The sequence below is a fragment of the Pseudomonas lundensis genome (assembly GCF_002269125.1).
Lineage (GTDB): Bacteria > Pseudomonadota > Gammaproteobacteria > Pseudomonadales > Pseudomonadaceae > Aquipseudomonas > Aquipseudomonas lundensis_A.
This window is the reverse complement of the sequence record NZ_NQKI01000016.1, coordinates 47,138-71,784: the sequence shown is the minus strand read 5'-3', so window position 1 is coordinate 71,784 and position 24,647 is coordinate 47,138. Positions and strand designations below refer to the sequence as shown.

The window sequence follows — 24,647 nt, the reverse complement described above, 5'->3', positions numbered from 1 at the left end:
CTGAACTGAATGGAGTCTTCGAAATGGAAGCATTAGGGAAGTGTGCACGTGGGTTCGAAGCCGTTCAGCAAGCATTTGAGTCTTTTTTTGACGATTCTTACGAGCGAGGCGGTGGGGTTTGCGTACAAATCAGCGGTGAAACGGTCGTTGATCTATGGGCGGGTGTGGCGGATCTGGCGGGCGAGCAGCCATGGCAGCACGACACGCTGGTAAATACTTACTGTGCCATCAAACCCATCACCGCCATCGCCGCCTTGATGTTGGTAGAGACTGGCAAGTTGGCACTGGATACGCCCATTGCTTTTTATTGGCCTGAGTTTGCGCAAGGTGGTAAAGAGCTCATTACCTTGCGCCAGGTGCTGTGCCATACCAGCGGCTTGCCGGCGCTGCGTCTGCCCAGTCACACGCCAATGATGTACGACTGGGCACATATGGCAACTGCGGTTGCGGCCGAGCCCTTGTGGTGGGAGCCGGGAGCTGAGCTGGGCTATGGTGCAACCACCTATGGCTGGATTTTAGGTGAGCTGATACGCCGAGTGGACGGAAGAGATTCGCGCACGTTTATTCGCGAGCAGATAACCCGACCCCATGGACTGGAAGTGTACGCGGGGGTTGATCCTCTGGATTTTTCTCGTATCGCCCATTTCGAACACGCGCCAGGACGCATCGGTGATCAATACGCACAGGACTTGCGCCGCGTCATGCTCAGCGAGCCTGGGCATGTAGCGACCCTCTTTTTTTCCAATCCAAGTATATCCCCCAAAAACACGGGCAACCCCTGTTGGTGGAAATACCACCAGCCGGGCGTAAACAGTCACAGCACCGCACACGGGCTGGCGGGCTTTTACAGTGCGTTGTTGGCGGGGCAACTGATCGGCCCGGAACTGTTTAACGCGTTCAGGCGTGAGCACAGCAACAGCATGGACCGCACATTGCTTAGACCCATGCGTTATGGCTTGGGTTGCATGATGGAACAGCCTGCCGACCCCGGCGCTTCGTTTTGTATGGGGCCTGATGCGTTTGGGCATGTAGGTCTGGGTGGCCCTGTCAGTTTTGCCGACGTCGACCGTGACGTCACCTTCGCTTTTGTCACCAACACCATGGGCAGTCACGTCCTCTCGGATCCTCGGGTGCAAAAATTGGCCACAGCCGTGAACGCTGCGCTTTAACCCTTGCAGGCGTGAGCTTGCCTCCCGAGGCAGGCCCGCTCCTGAAAAGCAGGCCGTCGGGTGGCTTTTTCACAAAAAATCCACCTTCATGTGTTTACCTTCTCCCTCGATGTTCCAATGCTCAAAAATTGTGCGTTTAGATCCGTTTAGTCTGTTTCAAAATTTGATCGGGGCTGGAACAATGCACGCCTTGTAGAGCCATGCGTGATCCAGGAGGGGCGGGTGCAGATTCAGGGTTTTCACGACCTTAAGTTCGAGGCAGTGCGTGATGCATTTGCCGCGCTTTTCAACGACCCTCAAGAGCGTGGCGCCGCGCTGTGTATCCAGGTCGGCGGTGAAACGGTCATAGACGTGTGGGGCGGTACGGCTGACAAAGACCGTGAGCAGGCATGGCACACCGATACCATTGCCAACCTGTTTTCGTGTACCAAAACCTTCACTGCCGTGACGGCCTTGCAATTGGTGGAAGAAGGCAAGCTGGCGCTGGATGTCCCGGTAGTTCGCTATTGGCCGGAATTTGCCGCGGCCGGTAAAGAGTCCATCACGTTGCGTCACCTGCTGAGCCATCGTGCCGGTTTACCTGCATTGCGTGAACCTATGCCGCCTCAGGCGCTGTATGAATGGCAAACCATGGTGGATGCGCTGGCGGCTGAAGCTCCGTGGTGGACGCCGGGTGATGGGCATGGTTATGCCGCCATCACCTATGGTTGGCTGCTGGGTGAATTGATACGCCGCGCCGATGGGCGCAGTCCGGGTCAATCGATCATGGCCCGTACGGCACTGCCGCTGGGGCTGGACTTCCATATCGGGTTGGCGGATGACGAGTTTTATCGGGTCGCGCACATCGCCCGCAGCAAAGGCACGGTGGGTGATGCCTCTGCCCAGCGCTTGCTGAAGGCGATGATGAACGAGCCTACGTCCATGAGTACCCGGGCATTTACCAATCCACCGTCTATTATGACCAGCACTAATAAGCCGGAATGGCGTCGTATGGAGCAACCAGCGGCCAATGGTCATGGCAATGCCCGCAGTCTCGCCGGTTTCTACAACGGTTTACTCGATGGCCAATTGCTGGAGTCCGAAATGCTCGCTGAGTTGACCCGCGAGCACAGCGTCGGTGAAGACAAAACCCTGCGCACCCAAACGCGTTTTGGCCTGGGGTGCATGCTGGATCAGCCTGAAGTGGCGAATGCCACGTTTGGTCTGGGGGCCAAGGCTTTTGGCCATCCCGGGGCGGGCGGTTCCATCGGGTTTGCCGACCCGGAACGCGATGTGGCGTTTGGGTTTGTCACCAACACGCTCGGCCCCTATGTTTTGATGGATCCCCGTGCGCAAAAGCTGGTGCGGGCATTAGCAACGTGTTTGTAAGACTGTTTTGTAAGCCGTAGGTCGGATCCCTGTGGCTTTAATGCGCTTAATACGCTTTTTTATACGTATATCGCGTCCAATTATTTCTAATTCATTGTGTGGATATTCAATGTCATCTAATAAGACCCTTGCACTCGCCCTTTGTCTGGCAATCACTGGTTGCGCACAAACACCACAAAATGACGCAGAAGGCGGCCACAAATGGTGGCAGCTCGGGTCGTCGGATCAGGCAGCAACACCCGCTGCTGACAAGGCTGATGCCCCGGCAGCCAAGCCGACCGACAAAAAAACGGCTGCGCCCGCTGTAGCCAAAACAGCTCCCGCCACTCCCGAAGCCAAAAAAGACAGCGGCTCCAGCTGGTGGCCTTTTGGTTCGGACAGTGCCAAGAAAGATGCACCTGTCGCTAAAGAAAAAACGGTAGCCGCTGCACCTGCGTCAAGCACCGAAAAGAACTGGTGGTGGCCGTTTGGCAGCACTGCTAAAGACACCAAGCCGGTGGCAGCCAATGTCGTGCCGATGCCTGACCCTAAAGTGACTCAAGCCTGGCTGGACGAATATGAGCCGCGCCTGCGTGCAGCCATCAAAGACACCAACCTGCAACTTGAGCGCCGTGAAAGCTTACTGGTGATCGTGGCGTCTGCGGACAGTGCGTTCAAACCAACCCGTCCGGACTTGTTGAAGCCGTCTATGCTCGGTCCGTTCACCCGTGTTGCCAAAGTGGTTGAAGGCGATCCAAAAACCGCAGTTCTGGTGCTTGGCCACGCCGACACCACAGGCGCAATGGCTGCCAATACCAAGTTAAGCCTCGACCGCGCGCGTTCGGTCGCCGCGATTTTCCGCATGAGTGGTCTGCAGGCGAACCGCTTGACCTTGCGTGGTATGGGATCGGTGATGCCACGGGCGGCCAATGACAGTAACGAAGGCCGTGCGCTGAACCGCCGTGTTGAGATCCTGATGACACCGCAAAACACCATGCTGGCGCTTGTGAGCAAATACAGCCAGCCAGCACTGTCCCCGGCTGAACTGGTAGCCGTACAACCCGCTGTTGCGCCTTCCAAAGCGGTCGCGGCTAAAAAAGCTGCGGCCCCGGCGAAGAAAGCCGTAGTTGCCAAGAAATCCGCCCCGGCCAAGAAACCTGCTAAAGCCGCTCCAGCCAAGAAAGCGGTGGTCGCCAAGACTGCCGCCGCGAAAAAGGACGTGAGCAATACTCAAGCCAAAAACTGATTGGTTTGATTAACGGGAGGGTGGCATGACTCAAGCGCTGGCAGATATGCGACGCGACTACACCCGTGATGGACTCGCCGAGGCTCAGGCCCCGGCGGAGCCTTTCGCGTTGTTTCATCAATGGTTTGCAGACGCGGTCAAAACCGAGCAGCCGCCCGTAGAAGCCAATGCCATGACGCTGGCAACGGTGGATGAAGACGGGCGCCCGCACTGTCGCGTGCTGTTGCTCAAGGGGCTGGATGCTGAAGGGTTTACCTTCTTCACCAACTACACCAGTGCAAAAGGCCAGCAACTGGCGGCGCATCCCTTTGCGGCCATGACATTCTTCTGGCCGACGCTGGAACGTCAGGTGCGCATTGAAGGGCGCGTGGTCAAGGTGACGCCTGAAGAGTCAGACGCTTACTATCAAGTTCGCCCGTTGGGTAGCCGCATAGGTGCCTGGGCTTCGCCGCAAAGCCAGGTGATTGCCGGACGTGAAGAGCTGGCCGAACTGCTTCGTGTCACTCAGGAGCGCTTCACTGATACGCAGCCCCATTGTCCCGAGCATTGGGGTGGTTTCAGGTTGTTACCTGAGCGCATCGAGTTTTGGCAAGGCCGTCCCAGCCGCTTGCATGACCGCCTCAACTATCGGCTTTGCGGGACTGACTGGACGCGGGAGCGTTTGGCGCCCTGACGGCATATTCAGACGCCGCGGCTTGCAGCCATTGGGGCATGTCGCGGCGTTTGATTCTCTGCTTGTGAGCCTCTTCCAGGCGTTGCAACATAAAGGCCTTGCGGGCCGGATCGTCACCTGCCAGCGACAACGCCAGATCCCTGTCCATCCAGCGTTTGATACGCACATACAACCACACGTGGAAATACAGGCCGGCGGCAGTGGTGATGAAAATGATGAAATAGTCCATATGTGTCCTGTGATGAACGCAGCGTAACGAGTGATTACCCGCTACCCTTGCTTGACGTTTCGACCTGATTGAAGGCGTTTATCTGGCTGTACAGCCGCTGAATAAAGGCTATTTTTTCCGCACCCGGCCGTGACAGGGCGGTGGCCGCGGAGTTTAATGAATCCCTGATCTTTTGGAGTTGATCTAATGCGTAAGTCCGTACTGTTAATTGCTGCTTTTTCTACCATGACAGTCCTGTTGGGCGGCTGCACCTCCAACTTGACCGGCGACTCTTACTCGCGCGAAGAAGCGCGTCGCGTGCAGACAGTGCGTATGGGCACTATTGTTGCCTTGCGTCCGGTCAAAATTGAAGGCACCAAAACCCCGATCGGCGCCGCAACCGGTGCTGTTGTAGGTGGGGTAGGTGGTAGCGCCATTGGCGGCGGTCGCGGCAGCATCGTGACGGCTGTCATCGGTGCTGTCGCAGGCGGTCTGTTGGGGTCGGCTGCAGAATCTGGCCTGACCAAAACCCAGGGTGTTGAAATCACCGTGCGTGAAGACGACGGAAGCACCCGTGCGTATGTGCAACAGGTAGAGCCGAATCAGGTGTTCCGTACCGGTGAGCGTGTACGCATCATGACCGTTGATGGCACCAGCCGCGTGACTCAGTAAGTCACCGCGTAAAAACAAAACCCCGGCCAGTACGAACTGACCGGGGTTTTTTATTGGCTTCGCCGCAGCTGGCACAGGCGGGGTCCCCGGGTCAGCTGCGGCATGCAGCCGATCAGTTGGTTACCGGCTTGCGGCTCGCCATGGCTGTCACCGCATAGCCGATCAAGGCGGCCAGGATCGAACCGGTGAGAATCCCCATACGGTCCATGCCAACGTAATCGCTGCTGCCTGCGACAAACGCCAGCGAGCCGACAAACAGGCTCATGGTAAAGCCGATGCCGCACAGGATGGCCACGCCGAACACTTGCCCCCAGTTTGCGCCGGCTGGCAATGCCGCCATGCCGGTTTTGATGGCGATCCAGGTCAGGCCGAACACGCCCACGGTTTTACCGATCAGCAAGCCTGCGGCAATCCCCATGGGTACGTGACTGACGAAGTTGTGCAGGGTAATGCCTGACAACGAAACGCCCGCATTGGCAAAGGCAAACAACGGCAAGATCCCGTATGCCACCCACGGGTGCAGTGCGTGCTCAATGGTCATCAGCGGCGATGGCTCTGAGTTCTTGGTGCGCAACGGGATGCAGAACGCCAGTGTGACACCTGCCAGCGTGGCGTGAACGCCGCTCTTGAGAACACACACCCACAGAATCAGGCCAACGATCATGTACGGCGCGACTTTCACCACACCCATGCGGTTCATGATGATCAGCACCACCAGGCACGCAGCGGCCAGAATCAGGGACATGCCCGACAGTTCGCTGGAGTAGAACAGGGCAATCACCACGATCGCGCCCAAGTCATCAATGATCGCCAGCGTCATCAGGAACAGCTTGAGCGATACTGGAACCCGCTTGCCCAGCAGCGCCAAGACACCCAGCGCAAACGCGATGTCGGTAGCCATGGGAATTGCCCAGCCACCCAACGCATCCGGGTAGTCCTTGTTGATGAACCAGTAGATCAACGCTGGCACCACCATACCGCCAATCGCTGCGGCGCCGGGTAGCACGACCTGCGATGGCTTGGACAACTGGCCTTCAAGCAGCTCGCGCTTGACCTCCAGACCGATCAGCAGGAAAAACAACGCCATCAGGCCATCGTTGATCCACAGCAGCGAAGGTTTGGCAATTTGCAGCGCGCCAATTTGCACGGCCACAGGCACGTCCAGGAACGCGGTATAGAAGTGTGAAAGCGGTGAGTTGTTGATGATCAAAGCCAGAGCGGCTGCGGCAATCAACAGCAAACCGCTGGCAGCTTCCAACTGAAAGAAACGAGTGAAAGTGCTACGCAGAGGCAAGGTCGCTCTCCATCGGTGAGTGAAAGGGTGCACCACCCTAACCTGAGAGGTTAGTTGTTAAAACAAAAACTATATTCTTTTTTGTTATAAGCAGGCGCGCGAAATCACACCGCTCAAAAGCCTAGCAGTTGTGTATCAAAGTGAGTCAGGAATTAGCCGTGAAAGCCCGTAGGAAAGGGGCTTAACAGCTGAAGGTTACTGCTATCGCCAAGCTGCAATAAGGGCCCGAGGGCCCTTTGCCGTTGATGGCTCAAACAGGACTGTCGATCCGTTCTGAGCGGCTTGGCGGTAGCACTGCCCGTTTTAAGCGTCGATGCCCAGCAGATCGCGAGCAACCGCCTCAGCGATGCGAATACCGTCCACGCCCGCTGACAGAATGCCGCCTGCATAACCGGCGCCTTCACCTGCCGGGTACAGACCTTTGACGTTGAGACTTTGCATTGAGGCGTCGCGGGTCATGCGCAAGGGCGATGAGGTGCGGGTCTCGATACCGGTCAGGATCGCGTCATGCATCGAGAAACCTTTAATTTGCTTTTCGAACGCCGGCAAGGCTTCACGGATGGCTTCGATGGCGTAATCCGGCAAGGCCAGCGCCAGATCGCCCAACGCTACGCCCGGCTTATACGACGGTTCGACGCTGCCCAGCGCAGTGGAGGGTTTACCGGCAATAAAGTCGCCAACCAGCTGTGCTGGCGCTTCGTAAGTGCTGCCACCCAGAACGTAGGCGTGGGCTTCGAGGCGCTCTTGCAGCTCAATACCAGCCAAAGGCCCGCCCGGGTAGTCTTCGGGGGTGATGCCGACGACGATGCCGGAGTTGGCATTGCGTTCGTTACGCGAGTACTGGCTCATGCCGTTGGTCACTACACGGCCGGGTTCGCTGGTGGCTGCCACGACCGTACCGCCAGGGCACATGCAGAAGCTGTACACCGAACGCCCGTTTTTGGCGTGGTGCACCAGTTTATAGTCGGCTGCGCCCAGCTTCGGGTGCCCGGCATATTTGCCCAGGCGTGCGCTGTCGATCAGCGATTGCGGGTGTTCGATGCGGAAACCGACCGAGAACGGCTTGGCCTCCATGTACACGCCGCGTGCGTGCAGCATGCGGAAGGTGTCACGCGCACTGTGGCCCAGCGCCATGATGACGTGGCGTGCATTCAGTTGCTCGCCATCGGCCAGTACCACACCGGTCAATTGACCGTTGTCGATCATTACGTCGGTCACACGCTGTTGAAAGCGAACTTCGCCGCCCAGGGCCTCGATCTGCTGACGCATGTTTTCCACCACACCCGTCAGACGGAACGTCCCGATATGCGGCTTGCTGACGTAGAGGATTTCTTCGGGGGCGCCGGCTTTCACAAACTCGTGCAGCACCTTGCGGCCGTGGTGTTGCGGGTCCTTGATCTGGCTGTACAGCTTGCCGTCAGAGAACGTCCCCGCACCGCCTTCACCAAATTGCACGTTGGATTCGGGGTTCAGGACGTTCTTACGCCACAGGCTCCACGTGTCTTTGGTGCGCTGACGTACTTCCGGGCCACGTTCAAGAATGATGGGCTTGAACCCCATCTGAGCCAGCAACAGGCCAGCAAAAATGCCGCACGGACCGAAGCCGACCACAATCGGGCGTTCGCTCAGATCCTGTGGGGCCTGACCGACTACCTTGTAGCTGACGTCCGGTGCAGGGTTGACGTTGCGGTCATCGGCAAATTTGAGCAGCAACGGCGCTTCATCACGCACCGACAGGTCGATGGTGTAGATAAAGCACAGTTCGGAGGTTTTTTTGCGCGCGTCGTAGCTGCGCTTGAACAAGGTGAAATCGAGCAGGTCATCATCGGCGATGCCCAGGCGCTGCACGATGGCAGGGCGCAGGTCTTCTTCGGGATGGTCGATTGGCAACTTGAGTTCGGTAATTCGTAACATGACGGTGGTCCAGTATTGGGGCCAGGTTTACCCCGGCAGCCATAGACCGGCGATTATAGGCTGCTTCGGGGTAAATCCGTCAGGCTTAAACGGCAATGTTCAGTAACAGTCGTCGATTAGTCGTTGCGCGCGCCACCGAAATAGCCGCAACCGCGCTGCACCTGCCCGTTGACCCGCAGCTCGGCGCCTAAATGTTGCACGCTGCCATTAACACTGTCGGTGCAACGTTGCGGGGCCACCCACAGCTCAATGCGTTGATGGTTGGCTTCGGTGGACAGGTAAAAGCGCCCGTCACCGACTTGCTCTTCCACATACGGCAGCGCCAGGGGCGGTTGGCCTTCACGGGTCAACTCCAGGCCCTTACTGCCCGCACGGACTTCCCACGCCGGGCCGTTGCCGTTGGCATGCACGGTCAGTTGCTTGAAGTTCGGGTCTTGGCAGGCCGTACTGCTGCGTTCAAGACGATAGAGCTGTTTGACGTTGACCTCGCCATTCGAACCGGCGGTTTTGCTGGCGATAAATTGGCCGCGAATGTCCGCGAACAGGGCCTCGGGCTTGATGGGCATGTCTGCGCCATCTTGTACGAGCGTGGTGTTTTCGCTGTCACGCACGACGTAACGCTGTTGTCCGACACAGGGCTGGAAGACCAGCTCACCGTTGGTCGAAACCAACTGGCCTTGCAGACGCGACAAACCCGCATGGCTGTCCACGGGTTTGCTGTTGAACAATTGGCAGCCCGCGAATACGGGGAGCAGGGCGACTAAAACTAAGGAACGGGCAGCACGCATCTTCTGGTCTCCTGACATGTGCCGCCACGTTACTCAGGCTCGCCTGCCATCACAAGTGTTTAGCCGACCTGATACGTCTGGCCGGTGTGCAAACCTTCAACACTTTTTGCGTAGGCCAGTGCCACCTCCGCGGCCGGAACCGGCTTGAACCCGCGGAAGAAAGGAGCGTAATGATCCATGGCTTCTTCCAGTACGGTGGGGCTGACCGAGTTCACACGTTGATAGCGGCGGCTTTTGCGAAACCGCCTTGACACGGTAAAGGGGTGCTTGGCAGATCACCCCTTCTGAACAAGGATTTATTGGGTGGCACTGCTCTTGAATACACCACTTTTTAAATTTCGGAGAAGTCCTACAAGTCGCCTTAAGCCCTTGAATTAGCCTGTTCAGCTTATTTAAAAGGAGTGGCGTGAATGGCTAACCAAGGTTACATGACCATTATCGGCAAGGCGCAAGGCCTTATTTCGGCGGGGTGTTCAACCCAAGAATCGATTGGCAATAAATGCCAGTCTGCACACGCCGATGAAATTATGGTGCTTTCTTACAATCACAATATGGCCAATTTGGGAAATATTGACAGGCCAACACATAAACCCATTCTGATTACAAAGAATGTTGATAAATCGTCGCCTTTACTCGCTCAAGCGCTCTCAAGTAGAGAGGAAATAAACGGCGTTATTCACTTTTATCGCATTTCTTCATTTGGATTGCAGGAAAAATTTTACACCGTTGAAATCAAAGGCGGTGTTGTTGTCGATCTCACACTCGATATGCCCCATGCCGTTTTACAAAATGACTTCGAACCCCAAGAGCATCTTGCAATTCGATACCGCTACATTACTTGGACTCACCATTTGGCAGGGACCAGTGGGTACAGTTCATGGGGAGATGAGTGAATGAGCCCTTCAAAGGATGGCTGTTTTCCCGACAGTTGCGATTACTGGGTCGTCAGTCAGGCCGCGGCGAATTTGGCAAAACAAGCCTGCACACTTGGCGCTCGTCACATTCAAGATGGCACACTGCGTATTCAATTCAATCGGGAGGTCGCCTATTACGCACGAGGTATTGTTAATGATGTTGCTTTGGGAAATAAGAGCCCTGAGGAGGGTCTGCAGGACATAAAAAATGAACAGAGCAGCCTCCTTAGTCAATCATTGGAAGTCGCTCAAAAAGGTGTTGCCGCAATCGCAGGGGCACTTCAGATCGCTGCGGGTGCCGGGATGTGCTATGCCTCAGCTGGTACGCTCTGTGTCTTTGCTGGAGGACCGTTGATGGCTCATGGAGCCAACAATGTGTATGAAAACGGGCGAAATTTATGGGAAGGACGCTCTGATACACAGGGGCCACTTAGAAAGGGGTATCAGAAGCTGGCTAACCTAATGGGGGGCAGCGCTTTCGAGGGTGATATGGCTTACGGGACTTTGGAGTTGGGACTTTCCGCCTACGGCGTCGGTCGGTTGGTATTAAAGCCTGATGCATGGCGCTTGTTCAGGTATGTGCGCACCGATTATGTGCGAGGGTATGAAAATGCGAGTAAAACGGCGTTGTCATTTGAAGTGTTATCGAATGGTGTGACAATAAAATCTATGTACTCGGATGCCAGAGATAATGATGAATAACGCGCTCCTTGTGTCGATGCTCTATTTGTTTGCTTCGGTTGTTGTTTTTTTGGTTTTTTTTGCGACGTCCAGAGCGATATCGGGGCGAAGGTTTAAAGTGGCCCGGTTCTGGTTGTTTTTTGTATGGGTCATGCTTTGGGGGATGGTTCAGTTAAATGTAGCGCGCCATGGTTATATTTATTTCGTTCCTTCTTCCAACGTCATTATTGAAGGTAACTATATCGTCCGATGGGTCGCATTTATAAGTGCTGTGCTTCAAGCCGTTTGCATCCCAACTCGAGAAAAACCTCGGCGTTTTCTGTCTCAAAAATAGACGTGTACCTAAAGCGTTGTGCGTGAATGTCGACGTCTTGCTGACATCATGGCCCCTTGATTTGCCCTGTGGACGGTGTTTGTCGCCGCCAACATTAATACGGTGGCCGCTTGTAATTTATTACCATCCCCTATGCCAGCATGCTCAATACCGATCGGTCTGATGCGCTTGTGCAGTGCGTTTGCGTCATGACCTCAAGCGCACGCACATATGGGTGGATTACCTTGTGAGTTGGTTTCAACGCACTGCCTCGACCTGCGATCAGCCTTGACGATAACGCCGCGCCAGCCAGTGGTCGATGGAAAGGGTGCCCGGTCCCCGCGCCATCAGGTACAGCAAAATCGTGGCCCACGTTCCGTGCGTGGCGTAGGCATCGGGGTAAACGAACAGTTGAATGGTCATGGTCATGCCCAGCAGCGCCAACGCTGAAAAGCGGGTCGCCAGGCCCACCAAAATCAGCACGGGGAATAGGTGTTCGCAGACGGTCGCCGCGTAAGCGGCGAACTCCGCAGGCAGCAATGGCACCTTGTACTCGTGGCTGAACAAGTACAGCGCTGAATCGGCCAAGTGGGGTTGTCCCCACTCGACAGTGCCGGACACCACATCCAGTGCAAAGCCTTCAACCTTGGTTTGCCCCGACTTCCAGAACACAGCGGCGATGGAGAAGCGCGCAATTAACGCTATCAGGGAGTGGGGAATGCGTTGCAGAGCACGGGTTGTATGTGCCCATAAACGGCCGATTCTGCAGGAATATTCTGTAAACGTGTTCATAACGTTACCTCATGGGCGTGCTGCACTTCGGTGATGGCGCCCATGCTGATGAGCAGTGCCAGGCACTGGCTCAAGTCAAATCCGGGATCGGCGTGCAGGGCATTGTCAGCAGCTTGACCAAGAGGGCAGTGGGTTTTCAAAAGTCGAATAAACGCTACGCTCCCTGAGCTGACCGCAAACACTTCTACGTTCAAACCTTGACGCAGCACCAGCGCACTTTGCGGCTGGCTGGGGTCCAGTCCCTGAAGGTGTCCGCTGTTCTGGTGCGCAATCCACAGGGAGGCCACGGCATACGGGGAATGCAGGGTGGCCACACTCGGGTGCAACGTCATGCGCAGTTGTTCCAGGGTAGCGGGATTGGCCAATGCCCGCGCAAGGGCCTGCGGGTTCAAAGGCAGGGCATCGGCGGCGTGATATGCCTGAACACAGAGCCATTCCAAGCGTGCGACATCAGCGAGATACGGCAGGCTATTGGCCGGGGCAAAATCTTGAATGAACTCCGCAAAGCAATGCCCGTAGGTACTCATGACCGGATTGTCCGGCGGGTTTTTGTGCACGAACACGTGCGCCATGCCATGGAAGAGCGCGTCTCCCACCAAGCGGGCAACCACCGGAAAACTGGCGCCCAAGGCGTTGATCAAACCGCTGAGTACGTTGTTTCGGTACACGGAAAAACGGCTCGACGCATCACTGCCAACAGGGCAAATCACACCGTGCGGGCAACTCGACTGCGGATCGAACAGGGCGGCGCTGAAGGCCTGTTGTAAGGTCATACACGCACCTTTGAGGTCTGAATCATATGATCAGCGCGTTGCGCTTCGATGAGCAGCTCGTTCAGGGCAGGTAGGTGATTATCCCGTTCAATCAGGGTCGCCATGGGACCGATACGCTTCAATACCTGCCAATAAAGGGCCCAGACGGCGCTATCAACGGCTGCACCATGGTTGTCGATCAACAGGCGCTGGCCCTGACTGTCGGTGTCTTCGGCAAAACCTGCCAGATGAAGTTCGCCGACGGCCTGTAATGGCAGGGCGTCGATATAGGCAATCGGATCACGGCGATGATTGATGCAGGACACGTACACATTGTTCACATCCAGCAACAGGCCACAGCCGGTGCGCTGTATGACGTGATGAATAAATGCAGCTTCGTCGTAGTCGGCCTGATCGAATTCGACGTAGGTTGCCGGGTTTTCCAGCAGCATGGGCCGTCGCAGGACGTTTTGTACGTGATCGATATGCTCACAGACCCGCGTTAACGTCGCGTCGTCATAGCGCAATGGCAGCAGGTCATTGAGAAACCACTGACCATGGGTGGACCACGCCAGGTGTTCAGAGAATTGTTCAGGCTCATAGCGGTCGAGCAGGGTACGCAATCGCAATAAATGGGCTTGATCCAGCACCCCCTCGCAGCCAATGGACAGACCTACCCCGTGGATCGACAGGGGATAGTGCTCCCGAATCAAGCTCAAATAATGGTGAAAGGGGCCTCCGGCGACCATGTAGTTTTCGGCATGAACTTCGAAGAAACCGATATCGGGCCGGGTCTCCAGAATGTCTTTGAAGTGCTCGGCCTTGAGCCCCAGCCCCGCACGTGGCGAAAGCTGGGGCGCACGAGGCGCGATGTGCGAAGCAGTCGGGCTGTGCATCATCATGGCTCAATGACGACTGTCAGGATTTGGCGGTATAAGCCGTCAACTGCCCGAAACCGGTCGGGGAGGTGGTGCTGACAGTGCGCTCGCACGTGCCTTTAGGGACCAATTTCCACGCGTTGGCCTGATGGTCGGTTTTGGCTGTGCCCGCGCAGGTAGTGCCAGCACCCGCGGCGGATACAGTGCGAGTGGTTTTGTTGGACATGGTGATTCTCCGAGGTTGAGTTTTCTAGTGTGGCCAGCGCGTGTTGGCTGCCGGCTTACTTCACTAGAGAAGCGACTTCGGGTTTTATTACAGAGCAGTTGAAAAAAATGAAATGTGCCTGACAGTCAGGTTGGCAGTCGATGCATAAGCGCAGAGCAGCGGCTGTTCAACGGGCGTGAAATGACCGCTGGAAAAGAAAACGGCCCCGAAGGGCCGTTCTTGTGTCACGGGCAGGGTTAGCCGCCGAGGTAGGCGTCGCGCACTTTTGGATCGCAGAGCAACTGCTCGCCAGTGCCTTGCATCACCACCCGGCCGTTCTCCAACACGTAGGCGCGGTCGGCAATTTTCAAGGCCTGGTTGGCGTTCTGCTCTACCAGAAACACCGTCACACCTTCTCTGCGCAGCTGTTCGATGATGTCGAAAATCTGCTGAATGATGATGGGTGCCAGCCCCAGTGAGGGTTCATCGAGCAACAACAGCTTGGGCTTGCTCATCAGCGCCCGGCCAATGGCAAGCATTTGTTGTTCGCCGCCGGACATGGTGCCGCCACGTTGGGTAAAGCGCTCTTTCAGTCGCGGGAAAAGGTGCAGCACCTTGTCCATTTGCTCCTGATACTCGTGCTTGTCGGTAAAAAAACCGCCCATCGCGAGGTTTTCTTCCACTGTCAGCCGAGCAAAGACCCGGCGTCCTTCAGGGACCACAGCGATGCTTTTGCGCATGATCTGCGCCGAACTCAACCCCACCAGTTCTTCGCCCAAATAACGAATACTGCCGCTTTGAGCCTGTGGTGAGCCGCACAGGGTCATCATCAACGTGGATTTACCCGCACCGTTAGCGCCGATCAGGGTCACGATTTCCCCCTGACGAACGTCGACGTTGACGCTGTGCAATGCCTGGATCTTGCCGTAGAAGGTTGAAACGTTTTCGAATTGCAGCATTTACGCTTCCCCCAAATAGGCTTTGATCACGTCAGGGTTGTCGCGGATCTGTTCCGGCGTGCCGTCCGCCAACGGTGTGCCCTGATTGATGACCACGATGTGGTCAGAGATGCTCATCACCAGTTTCATGTCGTGCTCAATCAACAACACGGTGGCGTTGTGCTCTTCACGCAGCACACCGATCAGCGCCTTAAGGTCGTCGGTTTCCTTGGGGTTCAAACCGGCAGCGGGCTCGTCGAGCATCAGGATGCGCGGGCGCGTCATCATGCAGCGGGCGATCTCCAGACGCCGTTGCTGGCCATAAGCCAAAGTGCCCGCCGGGCGGTTGGCGAACTCGGTCAGGTTGACCTTGTCCAGCCAGTACGCAGCGTACTCCATGGCGTCATGTTCGCTTTTGCGAAAGGCTGGCGTTTTGAACAAGCCCGCCAGGAAATTGGTGTTGAGGTGGCGATGCTGAGCGATCAGCAAGTTCTCGACAGCCGTCATGTCCTTGAACAGGCGCACGTTCTGGAAGGTGCGCACCACGCCTTTGCGGGCAATTTCGTGACCGGGCAGGCCTTCAATCGCCTGGCCATCGAGCAAAATGCTTCCGGCCGAAGGCTTGTAGAACCCGGTCAGGCAGTTAAAGACGGTGGTTTTACCCGCCCCGTTGGGGCCGATCATGGAAACCACCTGTTTTTCCTTCACGGTCAGGCCCACGCCGTTGACCGCCAACAAGCCGCCAAAGCGCATGCTCAGGCCGCTGACTTTCAGTATCTCGCGGCTCATTTTCGCAGCTCCAGGTGAGGACGTTGCATCGGTAGCAGACCTTGCGGACGCCAGATCATCATCAGCACCATCAGGGCGCCGAACAGCAACATCCGGTATTCACTGAAGTCTCGCATCATTTCCGGGAGCAGAATCATCACCACGGCAGCCAGAATCACACCCAACTGCGAACCCATACCGCCCAGCACAACGATAGCCAGAATGATCGCCGACTCAAGGAAGGTGAACGATTCTGGTGTCACCAGCCCTTGGCGGGCGGCAAAGAAGCTACCGGCAAACCCGGCGAATGTTGCACCGAGGGTGAAGGCCGAAAGTTTGATTACGGTAGGGTTCAAACCCAATGCACGGCAGGCGATTTCGTCTTCACGTAGGGCTTCCCAAGCCCGGCCGATCGGCATGCGCAGCAAACGGTTGATCACGAACAGCACCAGCAGCACCAGCAGTAACGCGATCAGGTACAGGAAAATTACTTTGTTGATCGAGTTGTAGGGGATGCCGAAGTATTCGTGGAACGTTTGCATGCCCTCGGCAGCGGTGCGGTCGAAACTCAATCCGAACAGCGTGGGCTTGGGGATATTGCTGATGCCGTTGGGGCCGCCGGTGATGTCGGTCAGGTTACGCAGGAACAGGCGAATGATCTCGCCGAACCCCAGCGTCACGATGGCCAGATAGTCACCCCGCAAACGCAGGACCGGGAACCCCAGCAAAAAGCCGAAGGTGGCGGCCATTAAACCCGCCAGAGGCAGGCACACCCAGAAGCTGAAGCCGAAAAAGTGCGACAGCAACGCGTAGGTGTAGGCGCCGACGGCATAAAAGCCGACATAACCCAAGTCCAGTAAGCCCGCGAGCCCCACCACGATGTTCAAGCCAAGGCCCAGCATCACGTAGATCAGGATCAGGGTCGCAATGTCCACCGCGCCACGAGAGCCGTAGAACGGCCACACCAGTGCTACCACCACCAGACCGAGAATGATCCAGCGCTGGGTGCTGGGCAATGTCAAAAAGCTTGAGGCTTTTGCAGGGACTTTTGGCAGGTTGGGCGAAGCTTTCCAGGCAGCGCTCAATTGCTGGTTGAACAACACGCGCACAAACATCAGCAACGAACAGATGGCGATCACGCTGAGCGTGAAAGTGCTGGTGTTGTGAACTTCAATGTTGATGCCGACGATGGTCAGTTTCAGACCCAGTACCGGGTAGGCCACAGCCCAGACCAACAGGGCGCTAAAGAACGCCGATTTAAGATGCCTAGTCATACTTTTTCGATCTCCGGACGCCCCAGAATGCCGGTCGGACGGAACAACAGCACCAATACCAGCAGGCCAAACGCCACAACGTCTTTGTATTGGTCGCCGAAAATATCAGCGCCAAAGGCTTCAGCTACACCCAGTACCAGCCCGCCCAGCATGGCGCCAGGAATGCTGCCGATACCCCCCAGCACGGCTGCGGTAAAGGCTTTGAGCCCCACCAGAAAACCTGCGTTGGGGTTGATCACACCGTATTGCACGCTGATCAGAACCGCCGCGACGGCGGCCAGAGCAGCACCAATCACAAAGGTCAGCGCAATCACGTTGTTGGTATTGATGCCCAGCAGGTTGGCCATCTTCATGTCTTCGGCACAGGCGCGGCAGGCGCGGCCCAAGCGTGAACGGGAGATGAACAGCGTCAGGCCCAGCATGGCCAGGAAGGTGACGATGAAGACCACAATCTGCATGTAGGAAATAACCACTTCGCTCGCGCCACCCGGCCCGAAGGTGAAGCCTCCCGGAATCAGGTTCGGGATGGATTTGTCTTTTGAGTCCTGTGACAAGAGCACCATGTTTTGCAGGAAGATCGACATACCAATGGCAGAGATCAAAGGGATCAGGCGGTTGCTGCCGCGCAACGGACGGTAGGCAACCCGTTCGATGCTGTAGCCGTAGGCACTGGTCACCACAATGCTGGCGAGGAACGCTGCCGTCATCAGCAACGGCACGCTGTCCAGCCCCATCATGGTCAGTCCGGCAATGGCGATAAACGCGATGTAGGAACCAATCATGTACACCTCGCCGTGGGCGAAGTTGATCATTCCAATAATGCCGTACACCATCGTGTAGCCGATGGCGATGAGGGCATAGGTGCTGCCAACGTTGAGGCCGTTAACCAGCATTTGGAAAAAGTGATAGATATCAGGCATTACCAAGCTCCTAAAAACCTGAGACGCATTTCACTGGTGGAGTCATTTTCCGGACTTGGCGGTGTGGATTTGCATCCACTTGGCGCACAAGCCTTCTCCCAGCGAACCGCTGGTGACGGTTTTAAAGATTTTCAGGTGGACAGGCTTTCGGATCACGAAAACGCAGCCCCAATTCAGTCCAACGAACGTCCGTAAAACAAAGCCCACCGCTGTGCAGTGGGCTTCGTTGTCAGATCAACACGCGGCCCTTATTGAGGGCTGACTTCGGTTTTAGGTTTGCCGAAATGCCATTCGTAGACGACGAATTTGAAGTCTTTCAAATCGCCTTTGGCATCGTAGGAAATGTCGCCGGTTGGGGTTTTGAACGTCCCGGCGTGGATAGCTTCGGCGACTTTGGCAGGGTCTTCGCTTTTAGCCGCTTTAATACCGCCTGCGATGACCTCAACTGCCGAGTACGAAGGGAACACAAAGGGGCCGCTTGGGTCTTTGCCATCCGCTTTAATAGCGTCGGTAATAGCTTTGTTGGCAGGGTCAGCGTCAAAGGACTTTGGCAGGGTCACCAACAAACCTTCGGAAGCATCTTGTGCAATTTGGGAAATGGAGTCGTTGCCGACGCCCTCAGGCCCCATGAACTTGGCGTTCACGCCTTTTTCCTTGGCCTGGCGCAGAATCAGACCCAGTTCCGGGTGGTAGCCACCGTAGTAAACGAAGTCGACATTGGCTTGCTTGAGCTTGGCTATTACGGCAGCAAAGTCTTTATCACCCGCATTGATGCCTTCGAATACTGCGACTTTTACGCCTTTATCTTCGAGTGTCTTTTTAACAGCACTTGCGATGCCTTCACCGTATTGCTGTTTGTCATGGATAACAGCAACGACTTTCGGTTTTACATAATCGGCGATGTAGTTGCCGGCAGCCGGGCCTTGGGCGCTATCCAGGCCAATGGTGCGAAACACATATTTGTATCCACGACTTGTTACTTCCGGCGAGGTGGCTGCCGGGGTGATCATGATCACGCCTTCGTCTTCGTAGATGTCCGCAGCGGGTTGAGTGGAGCTGGAGCACAAGTGGCCGACTACAAACTTGACGCCGTCGTTAACGACTTTGTTGGCTACGGCAACCGCTTGTTTGGGATCACAGGCGTCATCGTATTCCTTGGCCTCGAGCATTTTTCCATCAATACCCCCTTTGGCATTGATGTCCTTGATCGCTTGCTTAGCGCCAATGAACTGCATATCGCCATATTGGGTAACAGGCCCTGTTTTAGGCCCGGCAATACCGATCTTGATGGTGTCTGCGGCAAACGAATGGCTGGCAACGCCGGCCAACACCATAGCGGCAAACAGTTTAGTCATGTGCTTAATAGCCATCTTTATTGTTGCTCCACTCTTCTGTTGTAATTTTTATAGTCCTGGAAGCCAAGGCAGCCGGACCGGGTCTGTTTCTGAGCGAAAATCCCGGCCAATCCCCCCTGCAACTGTACCGGTACAGTGTAGAGCGGCCCTTCAGCGATTGAATAGCGGGCTGAAGCGTGAAAAACCGGGAAATGTCGCCTTAACGAAAGAAAGAGACAGAATGGCGGCTAAATTCAGGGAGGTTTTTTAACAGAATGTTGCTATCTCCCCCTTTCGCGCCTCGTTCCCGTCGCTTTCTTCGTTCTCCCTCCTGAATCCGGGTTTTTCTACCAGGTCAGCAGCGCTATCATTGCGCCCATTTTTTACCTGGTGGACCCCATGATCGAAGAACCTAGCACCCTCTATGCCAAGCTGCTCGGCGAGACCTCAACAATCGAATGGAAAGCCTTGGAAAAGTTTTTCGCCAAAGGCGAATTGTTGTGGGTCAGCGATGATTTGGACCTGATCGAAGCGGCGCAGGCTGTGAGCCAGGATGAGGCAGGGAAAGTGGCGCAGTGGATGGCCGAGGGAGCCCTCGACAAATTGTCTGATACGCAGGCGTTAGACTTTGCCAAGCGTGATCCGGTGCTATGGGCGGTGGTGGTTTCGCCCTGGATCATGGTCCAGGAAAGGGCAGCAATTTAATTTTCCGCACCAAAATCGGGCGATCCTGGTGCCAATATGACCACCCCGAAGTGTGTAGGCCAGTAACCGGTTGCTCGATAGTGGCCAGTTGCCGTAGAGAAACGCCACAGTTGCCGCTGTGGCGTTTTTTTTCTGTCGCGCAGCCTCAGTACGCGGTTTTCCCGGTGTGGCTGTTGAGCGAAATAATCCGTGTTTTACCGATGCGATGGCGATAGATCTCGCGCAGGTACTTGATGGCTTTTTTTACGCAGTCCCGTGAAAGGCGGATGTCATTGATCGAGACAAACTTGTCTTTGTCGTTAATCAGCTCGCGGTACTTTTTCTCGTACATCGGTTTGATGGCGTACCAGTTGGTGTCGAGAATTTTCGCCGGGTTTTCGAATTCGTTGAGCAACTCATCGATCCGGCTTTCATCGAAGTGCTCCCCGGTGATGAACTCCAGCACCGAGTCGTCCAGCGTGTCATCAAACCGGTAAGGATTACGGGCAAAGCAGCGTTTGATAAATGCCACTATCAACGTCAGAAAATCATCCGACAGGCATGGGCTTTTCGCGATCAGGGTGGTCAACGACAGGTTGGCCGAGGCGCCGATCACCAGCGCATACCGCTTGAGGGTGGTGTTGGGGAACAGGCTGTTGAGGTGGGTCTTGAGACGGTTCAAGTCCATGTATGACAGCTTGTAATCCTTGGGCAGTGACACGATGGACACCACCGATGAGCAGTTCTTGAAGAAGTGCAGGTCGTGCAGGGCGGCGGCGTCATAGCCCGAGTGCTTGTATTGCTCCAGCGCTGCCCGGTAACGCTGGGATTCGATGGGCAACAGGCTGATGCCCTCGATGGCTTGGGTATCCTTGTTGAAGTGCGGCAAATCGATGGAGCGGAAAAACAGGTCATCAATGTCCAGCCGCGGCGGCTCTTTTTCGAACACTTTGAATTTGTCCGTGCCCGGCACAGGTTGCTCCGGCACGACCGATTCCGCGTAGGCAATCGCCACAGGCCCGGCGAGGCTCATGAACAGGTCGTTAGCGTCGAGGCGGATGGTTTCACCAATATCAATACCGGCGCGTCGGAAGTAATTCTGGTCGTAGTCAGTAGTGACCGCCTGAGCAGTCAGAATGTTGAAGATCTGTTGCGAGATATATTGGTTGGCGTGCTTTTCCATCGCGTTGACGTCGATGTTCTGAATCGTGCCGTCATCGCTTTGTTCGGCATAACGCATGATGTCGTTGGAAATCAGCATCATGGCGTTCCAGGGGCGAATGCGCCCCATGACACTGGCTTCACTGCAGTCTTCGTTATCGAAGTTGTATGAAAAGTCCCATTCTTCGGACAGGTACTTGCATAACAGGCGACCGGCGTTGATGTGCAGCGCCTCGGACATTTCGCTGCGGTGATCCGAGATGTTCGGCAGCACGCAAATGCCGCTGGTGAAGATGGGCTCGAAGACAAAGGCGTGGCCGCTTTTGCTGTCGTGTTCGTCGGCCGGTTTAGTGTCGAAGGTTTTGTTCATGTACGAAAACTGTTGCGCCAGGCCGAACTCCGAGGCCATGCCCGAGCCTGTACCGCCGCCGGCGCTGAAGATCGAGAAATACAAGCGTGACTGGTTAGCCTTGATACCGCAGGAGTCGATCAGGTAGGAGTGGATCAGTTTCCAGTCCGGGCTGGAAAAGCGCTGAGCATCTTTGTTGAGAATGATCTTGGCCAAGTACTGACCCAAAATAGGTGCATTACCCGCGCCGCCAGCGTGAACTTCCGACAAATCCATGATCTTCATCTTGCTGTAATCGCGGATGAAGTTACTTTTTTCGCTCTTGCGCGAAAAACGGATACGCCCGGCGATGTCCTTGTCCAGATCCCCCAACAGCACCAGCGGCTCCACCAGAAATACCGGTTTGGCCGGTTTGTTGTGCACCAGGCGCAGGTTATTGCGAATCCATTGTCCGGGGCTGTAGCGCTTGTCTTCGTGACGCGGGTCTACCGTGTTGAATTCGTTGAGATAGAACTTGCGCGCGTTGTACACCAACTCGGCCACATCCAGGGCAATGTTGGAGCCGCAACGGCCCAGCCCGATCAGGCACACCGAAGGGAATTGCTGGTCGGCACGGCTTTCGCTGTCACCCTCAACCAGTTCCGGTTGTGGGAAGACGATATCCCGCAAGCCGTCGAGGTTTTCGAGGATCCGGTCGGTATTGGTTTCGGTGAAGTAGAGGTATTGCTGGGTAGCCAGTGGCTGCTGACTTGAGTAACTGTTCGATGAACGTTGGGGCTCGTTTATTGTTTTCAGAGACACGTCAGAGACCAAGGGTGTCGCATTATTGTTCGACGTCATTGTTTGCCATCTGTCAGGGCTGGACGACTGTTGAGGAACATTCAACAGGCCAATACGAGGGTGGTAATCGCGTATTTACGGGGCGATCAGGCGTTCGCGGCGCGTCATCCCTATTTTGTATAAGGGTTTTAAACGGCGCGGATAGAAAAGAATCGGCCTGAACCGGAGGTTCTTTAATGACTGTTTTCAAGCCATGGCAAGGATGCTGGCAATTTACTGGCTTGAGAGCTGAAACGTACTGAAATCCAGGCTCGCCAGCGTGTTTTTATTGAGCTGCTGCAGCAGCGCGTGCAGTTCTTCAAACGGCACGGGGCGACTCAACAGGTAACCCTGAATAAAGTCACAGTTGTACTGATTGAGGAAGGCGAATTGCTGGTGAGTTTCAACACCCTCAGTCACCACTTGCAGGTGCAGGGTATGGGCCATGACGATGATGGCCTGAACGATCTCCATGTCCTGGCTGGAGTTGGGGATGTCTTGAATGAAGGACCGATCAATCTTCAACGTGTTCAGTGGCAGGCGCTTTAAGTAGGCAAGGGAAGAGTAGCCGGTGCCAAAGTCGTCTATGGACAGTAAGACGCCCAACGCGCGGATCTGGCGCAGTAATTGCGAAGTGTTGTTGATATTGCCCATCAACGCGTTTTCAGTGACCTCAAGCTCCAGGCGACTGGCACTCAGGCCGCTTGAGCGCAGGGCGCTTTCAACTTCGTCAGCCAGCTCGACGCGTACCAGATTCAGCGCCGAGCAGTTAACGGCGACGCTGATATCCGTCCAACCCAGTGCCGTCAGGGTTGCCAAGTCCTGGCAAGCTTTGCGCAGTACCCAATTGTCGAGTTCGGCGATCAGGCCGTTGGCTTCAGCAATGTGTATGAAACGCTCCGGCCCCAGCAACCCGTGCTCGGGATGTTGCCAGCGCACCAAGGCTTCAAGCTTGGCGACCAAGCCTGTTTTTAGATCGAAAATAGGCTGATAGTGCAGAAACAATCCGTGATCGCCGCGCATTGCCATGCGCAGTTCCTCCTCTATCTGCAATTCAAGCGAAGCACGGGCTTTAAGGTTTGAGCTGAAGAAATGCAGGCTGTTGCGCCCGGCGTCCTTGGATTGATACAGCGCAAGGTCAGCATGCTTGAGAAGCTCATCAATTGTGTTGCCATCATCGGGGAATACGCTGATCCCGATACTGGTCGTCATCACCATGTTGCGGCCCGCCAGCTCAATCGGCTCTTTCATTTTGAGCATGATCCGCTGGGCCATGTTTCGCGCTTCTTCGCGGCTGTTCAGGTTGAACAGAATGCAGAACTCATCGCCGCCAAAACGCGCCACCACGTCTTCATGATTACGCGTCGCACTTTTGATTTGCGCGGCAATCACTTTGAGAAGCTCATCACCCGCATCGTGACCCAGGCTGTCGTTAATACGCTTGAAGTGGTCAATGTCGAGAAACATCACGGCCAGCATGCTGTTGTTACTGGCACGCTCAATCAGCTTTTCGGCAAACAGTTGATTAAAGCCCCGACGGTTGATCAAGTTGGTCAGCGGATCGTAATGCGCCACTTGCTGCAATGACGCGCGCGCCTGGTCCAACTGGCTAAGCAGCGCGTTGACCCGTCTCAGGTCATGCTCTTTGAGTTGCAGTTTTTTGTCGACCAACGCGGGGCTGATACTGCTGCCGATTAGCAGCAGGGTAATCAGTGCCACCGTCAATGCCAGTTGCCAGTGATTGTTTTCAATCGTCACCTGAAACGCGCCCTCTGGCGGGGTATAGGTGTGCATGGCCCACATGCCGATGAAGTGAACGCTGAGGATGGCCAGACCGGCTGCCAGACTGATGAAGTATTTGAAGAACTGATAGGCCAGACCGCTGGTGCCGCGCAATGAGCGGGCCAGCATCAAGGTGGCATAACTTGCTGCTACGGCAATCAGCAGCGACAGCGCGAACAGCACAGGGTCGTACTGCTGCAAATGGCTGGAGTGCATGGCCGACATGCCCACGTAATGCATGGTGCAAATGCCTAAGCCGAAAACGAGCGCTGCAAGTACCAGGCGGCGGCGTGTGACAGGGGGCTGAAGAAGAGCCAGCATGGCAATCGCGGCTGAGAGCAGGGCGATAAACAGCGAGCCTATGGTGATGCCCAAGTCGTAATGGACGTTGAGCGGGGATTCGAAAGCGAGCATGCAGATGAAGTGCATGGCCCAAATACCGCCTGCTAACGAGCTGGCCCCTATCCAGCGCCATACGGTTTTGGCTGCAGGTTTTTCTGCGTTGCACGCCCGCTCATACATATGCAACGTAGCGAGGCAGGCCGCGCAGGCGACCAGGAAGGCCAGGACCACCAGGTACGGGTTATGGCTGCTCGTCATCAGCAGTTGCCCGTCAGCGGTGTTGTCTCCAATAAACTGCAATCCCAGCCATTCCATTCCATTGCATGCCTCAACACTGAGTGCAGGGTACTAGTCGTCAGGCGCTAGCTTGCTCTGAAGTGTAGAAGGTGGAATGTAGGAAAAAAGAATGATGGCAAGATGATGCTTATCA

At 55.7% G+C, this 24,647-nt stretch carries 22 protein-coding genes and 2 pseudogenes; 8 read left to right on the top strand and 16 right to left on the bottom strand.

Going from position 1 to position 24,647, the window contains the following annotated elements:
- Positions 1 to 23 precede the first annotated feature (23 nt).
- From CJF39_RS12065 to pdxH, 4 genes are all read left to right on the top strand, one after another.
- Positions 24 to 1,169: a serine hydrolase domain-containing protein gene (locus tag CJF39_RS12065; protein ID WP_094993623.1), complete on the top strand. Its 1,146-nt coding sequence runs from the start codon at positions 24 to 26 to the stop codon at positions 1,167 to 1,169.
- A gap of 222 nt (positions 1,170 to 1,391) precedes the next feature.
- Positions 1,392 to 2,537, top strand: coding sequence for a serine hydrolase domain-containing protein (locus CJF39_RS12060; RefSeq protein ID WP_094993622.1), 1,146 nt, complete (start codon positions 1,392 to 1,394; stop codon positions 2,535 to 2,537).
- Positions 2,538 to 2,646: 109 nt separating this feature from the next.
- On the top strand, positions 2,647 to 3,762 hold the full coding sequence (locus CJF39_RS12055; protein ID WP_094993621.1) for an OmpA family protein: 1,116 nt from the start codon (positions 2,647 to 2,649) through the stop codon (positions 3,760 to 3,762).
- A 25-nt stretch (positions 3,763 to 3,787) separates the two neighbouring features.
- Positions 3,788 to 4,435: a pyridoxamine 5'-phosphate oxidase gene (gene pdxH / locus CJF39_RS12050; protein ID WP_094993620.1), complete on the top strand. Its 648-nt coding sequence runs from the start codon at positions 3,788 to 3,790 to the stop codon at positions 4,433 to 4,435.
- On the opposite strand, the gene CJF39_RS12045 is transcribed toward pdxH, so the two are convergent.
- Positions 4,383 to 4,664 carry a hypothetical protein gene (locus CJF39_RS12045; RefSeq protein WP_094993619.1) on the bottom strand — a complete coding sequence of 94 codons (282 nt, stop codon included), beginning with the start codon at positions 4,662 to 4,664 and terminating at the stop codon, positions 4,383 to 4,385. The two genes, pdxH and CJF39_RS12045, sit on opposite strands and share 53 nt — an antisense overlap.
- Before the next feature lie 186 nt (positions 4,665 to 4,850).
- Between CJF39_RS12045 and CJF39_RS12040 the strand changes: the two genes are divergently transcribed.
- Positions 4,851 to 5,315 carry a glycine zipper 2TM domain-containing protein gene (locus CJF39_RS12040; RefSeq protein ID WP_094993618.1) on the top strand — a complete coding sequence of 155 codons (465 nt, stop codon included), beginning with the start codon at positions 4,851 to 4,853 and terminating at the stop codon, positions 5,313 to 5,315.
- Between the two features lie 112 nt (positions 5,316 to 5,427).
- Here CJF39_RS12040 and nhaA read toward each other — a convergent pair whose 3' ends face one another.
- From nhaA to CJF39_RS12020, 4 genes and pseudogenes are all read right to left on the bottom strand, one after another.
- Complete coding sequence (gene nhaA / locus CJF39_RS12035; RefSeq protein ID WP_094993617.1) at positions 5,428 to 6,609, bottom strand: Na+/H+ antiporter NhaA; 1,182 nt, start codon at positions 6,607 to 6,609, stop codon at positions 5,428 to 5,430.
- Between the two features lie 303 nt (positions 6,610 to 6,912).
- Entirely contained in the window at positions 6,913 to 8,523 is a 1,611-nt protein-coding gene (locus CJF39_RS12030) for an NAD(P)/FAD-dependent oxidoreductase (protein WP_094993616.1), read from the bottom strand.
- A 116-nt stretch (positions 8,524 to 8,639) separates the two neighbouring features.
- A complete protein-coding gene (locus CJF39_RS12025) occupies positions 8,640 to 9,311 on the bottom strand; it encodes a COG3650 family protein (RefSeq protein WP_094993615.1) in 672 nt (223 codons plus the stop codon).
- A 59-nt stretch (positions 9,312 to 9,370) separates the two neighbouring features.
- Positions 9,371 to 9,529: pseudogene (locus CJF39_RS12020) on the bottom strand (short chain dehydrogenase); the annotation flags it as partial.
- Positions 9,530 to 9,721: 192 nt separating this feature from the next.
- On the opposite strand from CJF39_RS12020, the gene CJF39_RS12015 reads away from it, so the two are divergent.
- Both CJF39_RS12015 and CJF39_RS12010 read left to right on the top strand, forming a co-directional pair.
- Entirely contained in the window at positions 9,722 to 10,204 is a 483-nt protein-coding gene (locus tag CJF39_RS12015; RefSeq protein ID WP_094993614.1) for an Hcp family type VI secretion system effector, read from the top strand.
- A complete protein-coding gene (locus tag CJF39_RS12010) occupies positions 10,205 to 10,927 on the top strand; it encodes a DUF4225 domain-containing protein (protein ID WP_094993613.1) in 723 nt (240 codons plus the stop codon).
- A gap of 574 nt (positions 10,928 to 11,501) precedes the next feature.
- On the opposite strand, the gene CJF39_RS12005 is transcribed toward CJF39_RS12010, so the two are convergent.
- The 9 genes and pseudogenes from CJF39_RS12005 to CJF39_RS11965 form a co-directional block, all read right to left on the bottom strand.
- Positions 11,502 to 12,011, bottom strand: a complete 510-nt coding sequence (locus CJF39_RS12005; protein WP_094993612.1) for a DoxX family protein — start codon at positions 12,009 to 12,011, stop codon at positions 11,502 to 11,504.
- On the bottom strand, positions 12,008 to 12,784 hold the full coding sequence (locus CJF39_RS12000) for an HvfC/BufC N-terminal domain-containing protein (RefSeq protein ID WP_094993611.1): 777 nt from the start codon (positions 12,782 to 12,784) through the stop codon (positions 12,008 to 12,010). The genes CJF39_RS12005 and CJF39_RS12000 overlap by 4 nt, the downstream gene beginning before the upstream one ends.
- On the bottom strand, positions 12,781 to 13,662 hold the full coding sequence (gene bufB, locus CJF39_RS11995; protein WP_432760240.1) for an MNIO family bufferin maturase: 882 nt from the start codon (positions 13,660 to 13,662) through the stop codon (positions 12,781 to 12,783). Before bufB ends, CJF39_RS12000 begins: the two co-directional genes overlap by 4 nt.
- Positions 13,663 to 13,681: 19 nt before the next feature.
- A pseudogene (gene bufA1 / locus CJF39_RS23680) lies at positions 13,682 to 13,837 on the bottom strand (BufA1 family periplasmic bufferin-type metallophore); the annotation flags it as partial.
- Between the two features lie 266 nt (positions 13,838 to 14,103).
- On the bottom strand, positions 14,104 to 14,805 hold the full coding sequence (locus tag CJF39_RS11985; RefSeq protein ID WP_094993609.1) for an ABC transporter ATP-binding protein: 702 nt from the start codon (positions 14,803 to 14,805) through the stop codon (positions 14,104 to 14,106).
- A complete protein-coding gene (livG, locus tag CJF39_RS11980; RefSeq protein WP_047274093.1) occupies positions 14,806 to 15,573 on the bottom strand; it encodes a high-affinity branched-chain amino acid ABC transporter ATP-binding protein LivG in 768 nt (255 codons plus the stop codon).
- Positions 15,570 to 16,826: a high-affinity branched-chain amino acid ABC transporter permease LivM gene (locus CJF39_RS11975; protein WP_094993608.1), complete on the bottom strand. Its 1,257-nt coding sequence runs from the start codon at positions 16,824 to 16,826 to the stop codon at positions 15,570 to 15,572. The genes livG and CJF39_RS11975 overlap by 4 nt, the downstream gene beginning before the upstream one ends.
- Complete coding sequence (livH, locus tag CJF39_RS11970) at positions 16,823 to 17,746, bottom strand: high-affinity branched-chain amino acid ABC transporter permease LivH (protein WP_047274097.1); 924 nt, start codon at positions 17,744 to 17,746, stop codon at positions 16,823 to 16,825. Before livH ends, CJF39_RS11975 begins: the two co-directional genes overlap by 4 nt.
- 248 nt (positions 17,747 to 17,994) lie before the next feature.
- Positions 17,995 to 19,116 carry a branched-chain amino acid ABC transporter substrate-binding protein gene (locus CJF39_RS11965; RefSeq protein WP_094993607.1) on the bottom strand — a complete coding sequence of 374 codons (1,122 nt, stop codon included), beginning with the start codon at positions 19,114 to 19,116 and terminating at the stop codon, positions 17,995 to 17,997.
- 363 nt (positions 19,117 to 19,479) lie between these two features.
- On the opposite strand from CJF39_RS11965, the gene CJF39_RS11960 reads away from it, so the two are divergent.
- Positions 19,480 to 19,785, top strand: a complete 306-nt coding sequence (locus CJF39_RS11960; RefSeq protein ID WP_094993606.1) for a DUF2288 domain-containing protein — start codon at positions 19,480 to 19,482, stop codon at positions 19,783 to 19,785.
- 145 nt (positions 19,786 to 19,930) lie between these two features.
- Here the strand turns inward: CJF39_RS11960 and CJF39_RS11955 are convergent, their stop codons facing one another.
- Both CJF39_RS11955 and CJF39_RS11950 read right to left on the bottom strand, forming a co-directional pair.
- Positions 19,931 to 22,114: a hypothetical protein gene (locus CJF39_RS11955; protein WP_094993605.1), complete on the bottom strand. Its 2,184-nt coding sequence runs from the start codon at positions 22,112 to 22,114 to the stop codon at positions 19,931 to 19,933.
- A 213-nt stretch (positions 22,115 to 22,327) separates the two neighbouring features.
- Entirely contained in the window at positions 22,328 to 24,532 is a 2,205-nt protein-coding gene (locus CJF39_RS11950; RefSeq protein WP_094993604.1) for a putative bifunctional diguanylate cyclase/phosphodiesterase, read from the bottom strand.
- Positions 24,533 to 24,647: the final 115 nt, after the last annotated feature.

Bases quoted from the DNA above. Each gene is read 5' to 3' on its own strand.
- CJF39_RS12065 (WP_094993623.1), top strand. From the start codon at position 24: ATGGAAGCATTAGGGAAGTGTGCACGTGGGTTCGAAGCCGTTCAGCAA.
- CJF39_RS12055 (WP_094993621.1), top strand. From the start codon at position 2,647: ATGTCATCTAATAAGACCCTTGCACTCGCCCTTTGTCTGGCAATCACT.
- pdxH (WP_094993620.1), top strand. From the start codon at position 3,788: ATGACTCAAGCGCTGGCAGATATGCGACGCGACTACACCCGTGATGGA.
- CJF39_RS12045 (WP_094993619.1), bottom strand. From the start codon at position 4,664: ATGGACTATTTCATCATTTTCATCACCACTGCCGCCGGCCTGTATTTC.
- CJF39_RS12040 (WP_094993618.1), top strand. From the start codon at position 4,851: ATGCGTAAGTCCGTACTGTTAATTGCTGCTTTTTCTACCATGACAGTC.
- CJF39_RS12030 (WP_094993616.1), bottom strand. From the start codon at position 8,523: ATGTTACGAATTACCGAACTCAAGTTGCCAATCGACCATCCCGAAGAA.
- CJF39_RS12025 (WP_094993615.1), bottom strand. From the start codon at position 9,311: ATGCGTGCTGCCCGTTCCTTAGTTTTAGTCGCCCTGCTCCCCGTATTC.
- CJF39_RS12015 (WP_094993614.1), top strand. From the start codon at position 9,722: ATGGCTAACCAAGGTTACATGACCATTATCGGCAAGGCGCAAGGCCTT.
- CJF39_RS12010 (WP_094993613.1), top strand. From the start codon at position 10,205: ATGAGCCCTTCAAAGGATGGCTGTTTTCCCGACAGTTGCGATTACTGG.
- CJF39_RS12005 (WP_094993612.1), bottom strand. From the start codon at position 12,011: ATGAACACGTTTACAGAATATTCCTGCAGAATCGGCCGTTTATGGGCA.
- CJF39_RS12000 (WP_094993611.1), bottom strand. From the start codon at position 12,784: ATGACCTTACAACAGGCCTTCAGCGCCGCCCTGTTCGATCCGCAGTCG.
- bufB (WP_432760240.1), bottom strand. From the start codon at position 13,662: ATGATGCACAGCCCGACTGCTTCGCACATCGCGCCTCGTGCGCCCCAG.
- CJF39_RS11985 (WP_094993609.1), bottom strand. From the start codon at position 14,805: ATGCTGCAATTCGAAAACGTTTCAACCTTCTACGGCAAGATCCAGGCA.
- livG (WP_047274093.1), bottom strand. From the start codon at position 15,573: ATGAGCCGCGAGATACTGAAAGTCAGCGGCCTGAGCATGCGCTTTGGC.
- CJF39_RS11975 (WP_094993608.1), bottom strand. From the start codon at position 16,826: ATGACTAGGCATCTTAAATCGGCGTTCTTTAGCGCCCTGTTGGTCTGG.
- livH (WP_047274097.1), bottom strand. From the start codon at position 17,746: ATGCCTGATATCTATCACTTTTTCCAAATGCTGGTTAACGGCCTCAAC.
- CJF39_RS11965 (WP_094993607.1), bottom strand. From the start codon at position 19,116: ATGGCTATTAAGCACATGACTAAACTGTTTGCCGCTATGGTGTTGGCC.
- CJF39_RS11960 (WP_094993606.1), top strand. From the start codon at position 19,480: ATGATCGAAGAACCTAGCACCCTCTATGCCAAGCTGCTCGGCGAGACC.
- CJF39_RS11955 (WP_094993605.1), bottom strand. From the start codon at position 22,114: ATGACGTCGAACAATAATGCGACACCCTTGGTCTCTGACGTGTCTCTG.
- CJF39_RS11950 (WP_094993604.1), bottom strand. From the start codon at position 24,532: ATGGAATGGCTGGGATTGCAGTTTATTGGAGACAACACCGCTGACGGG.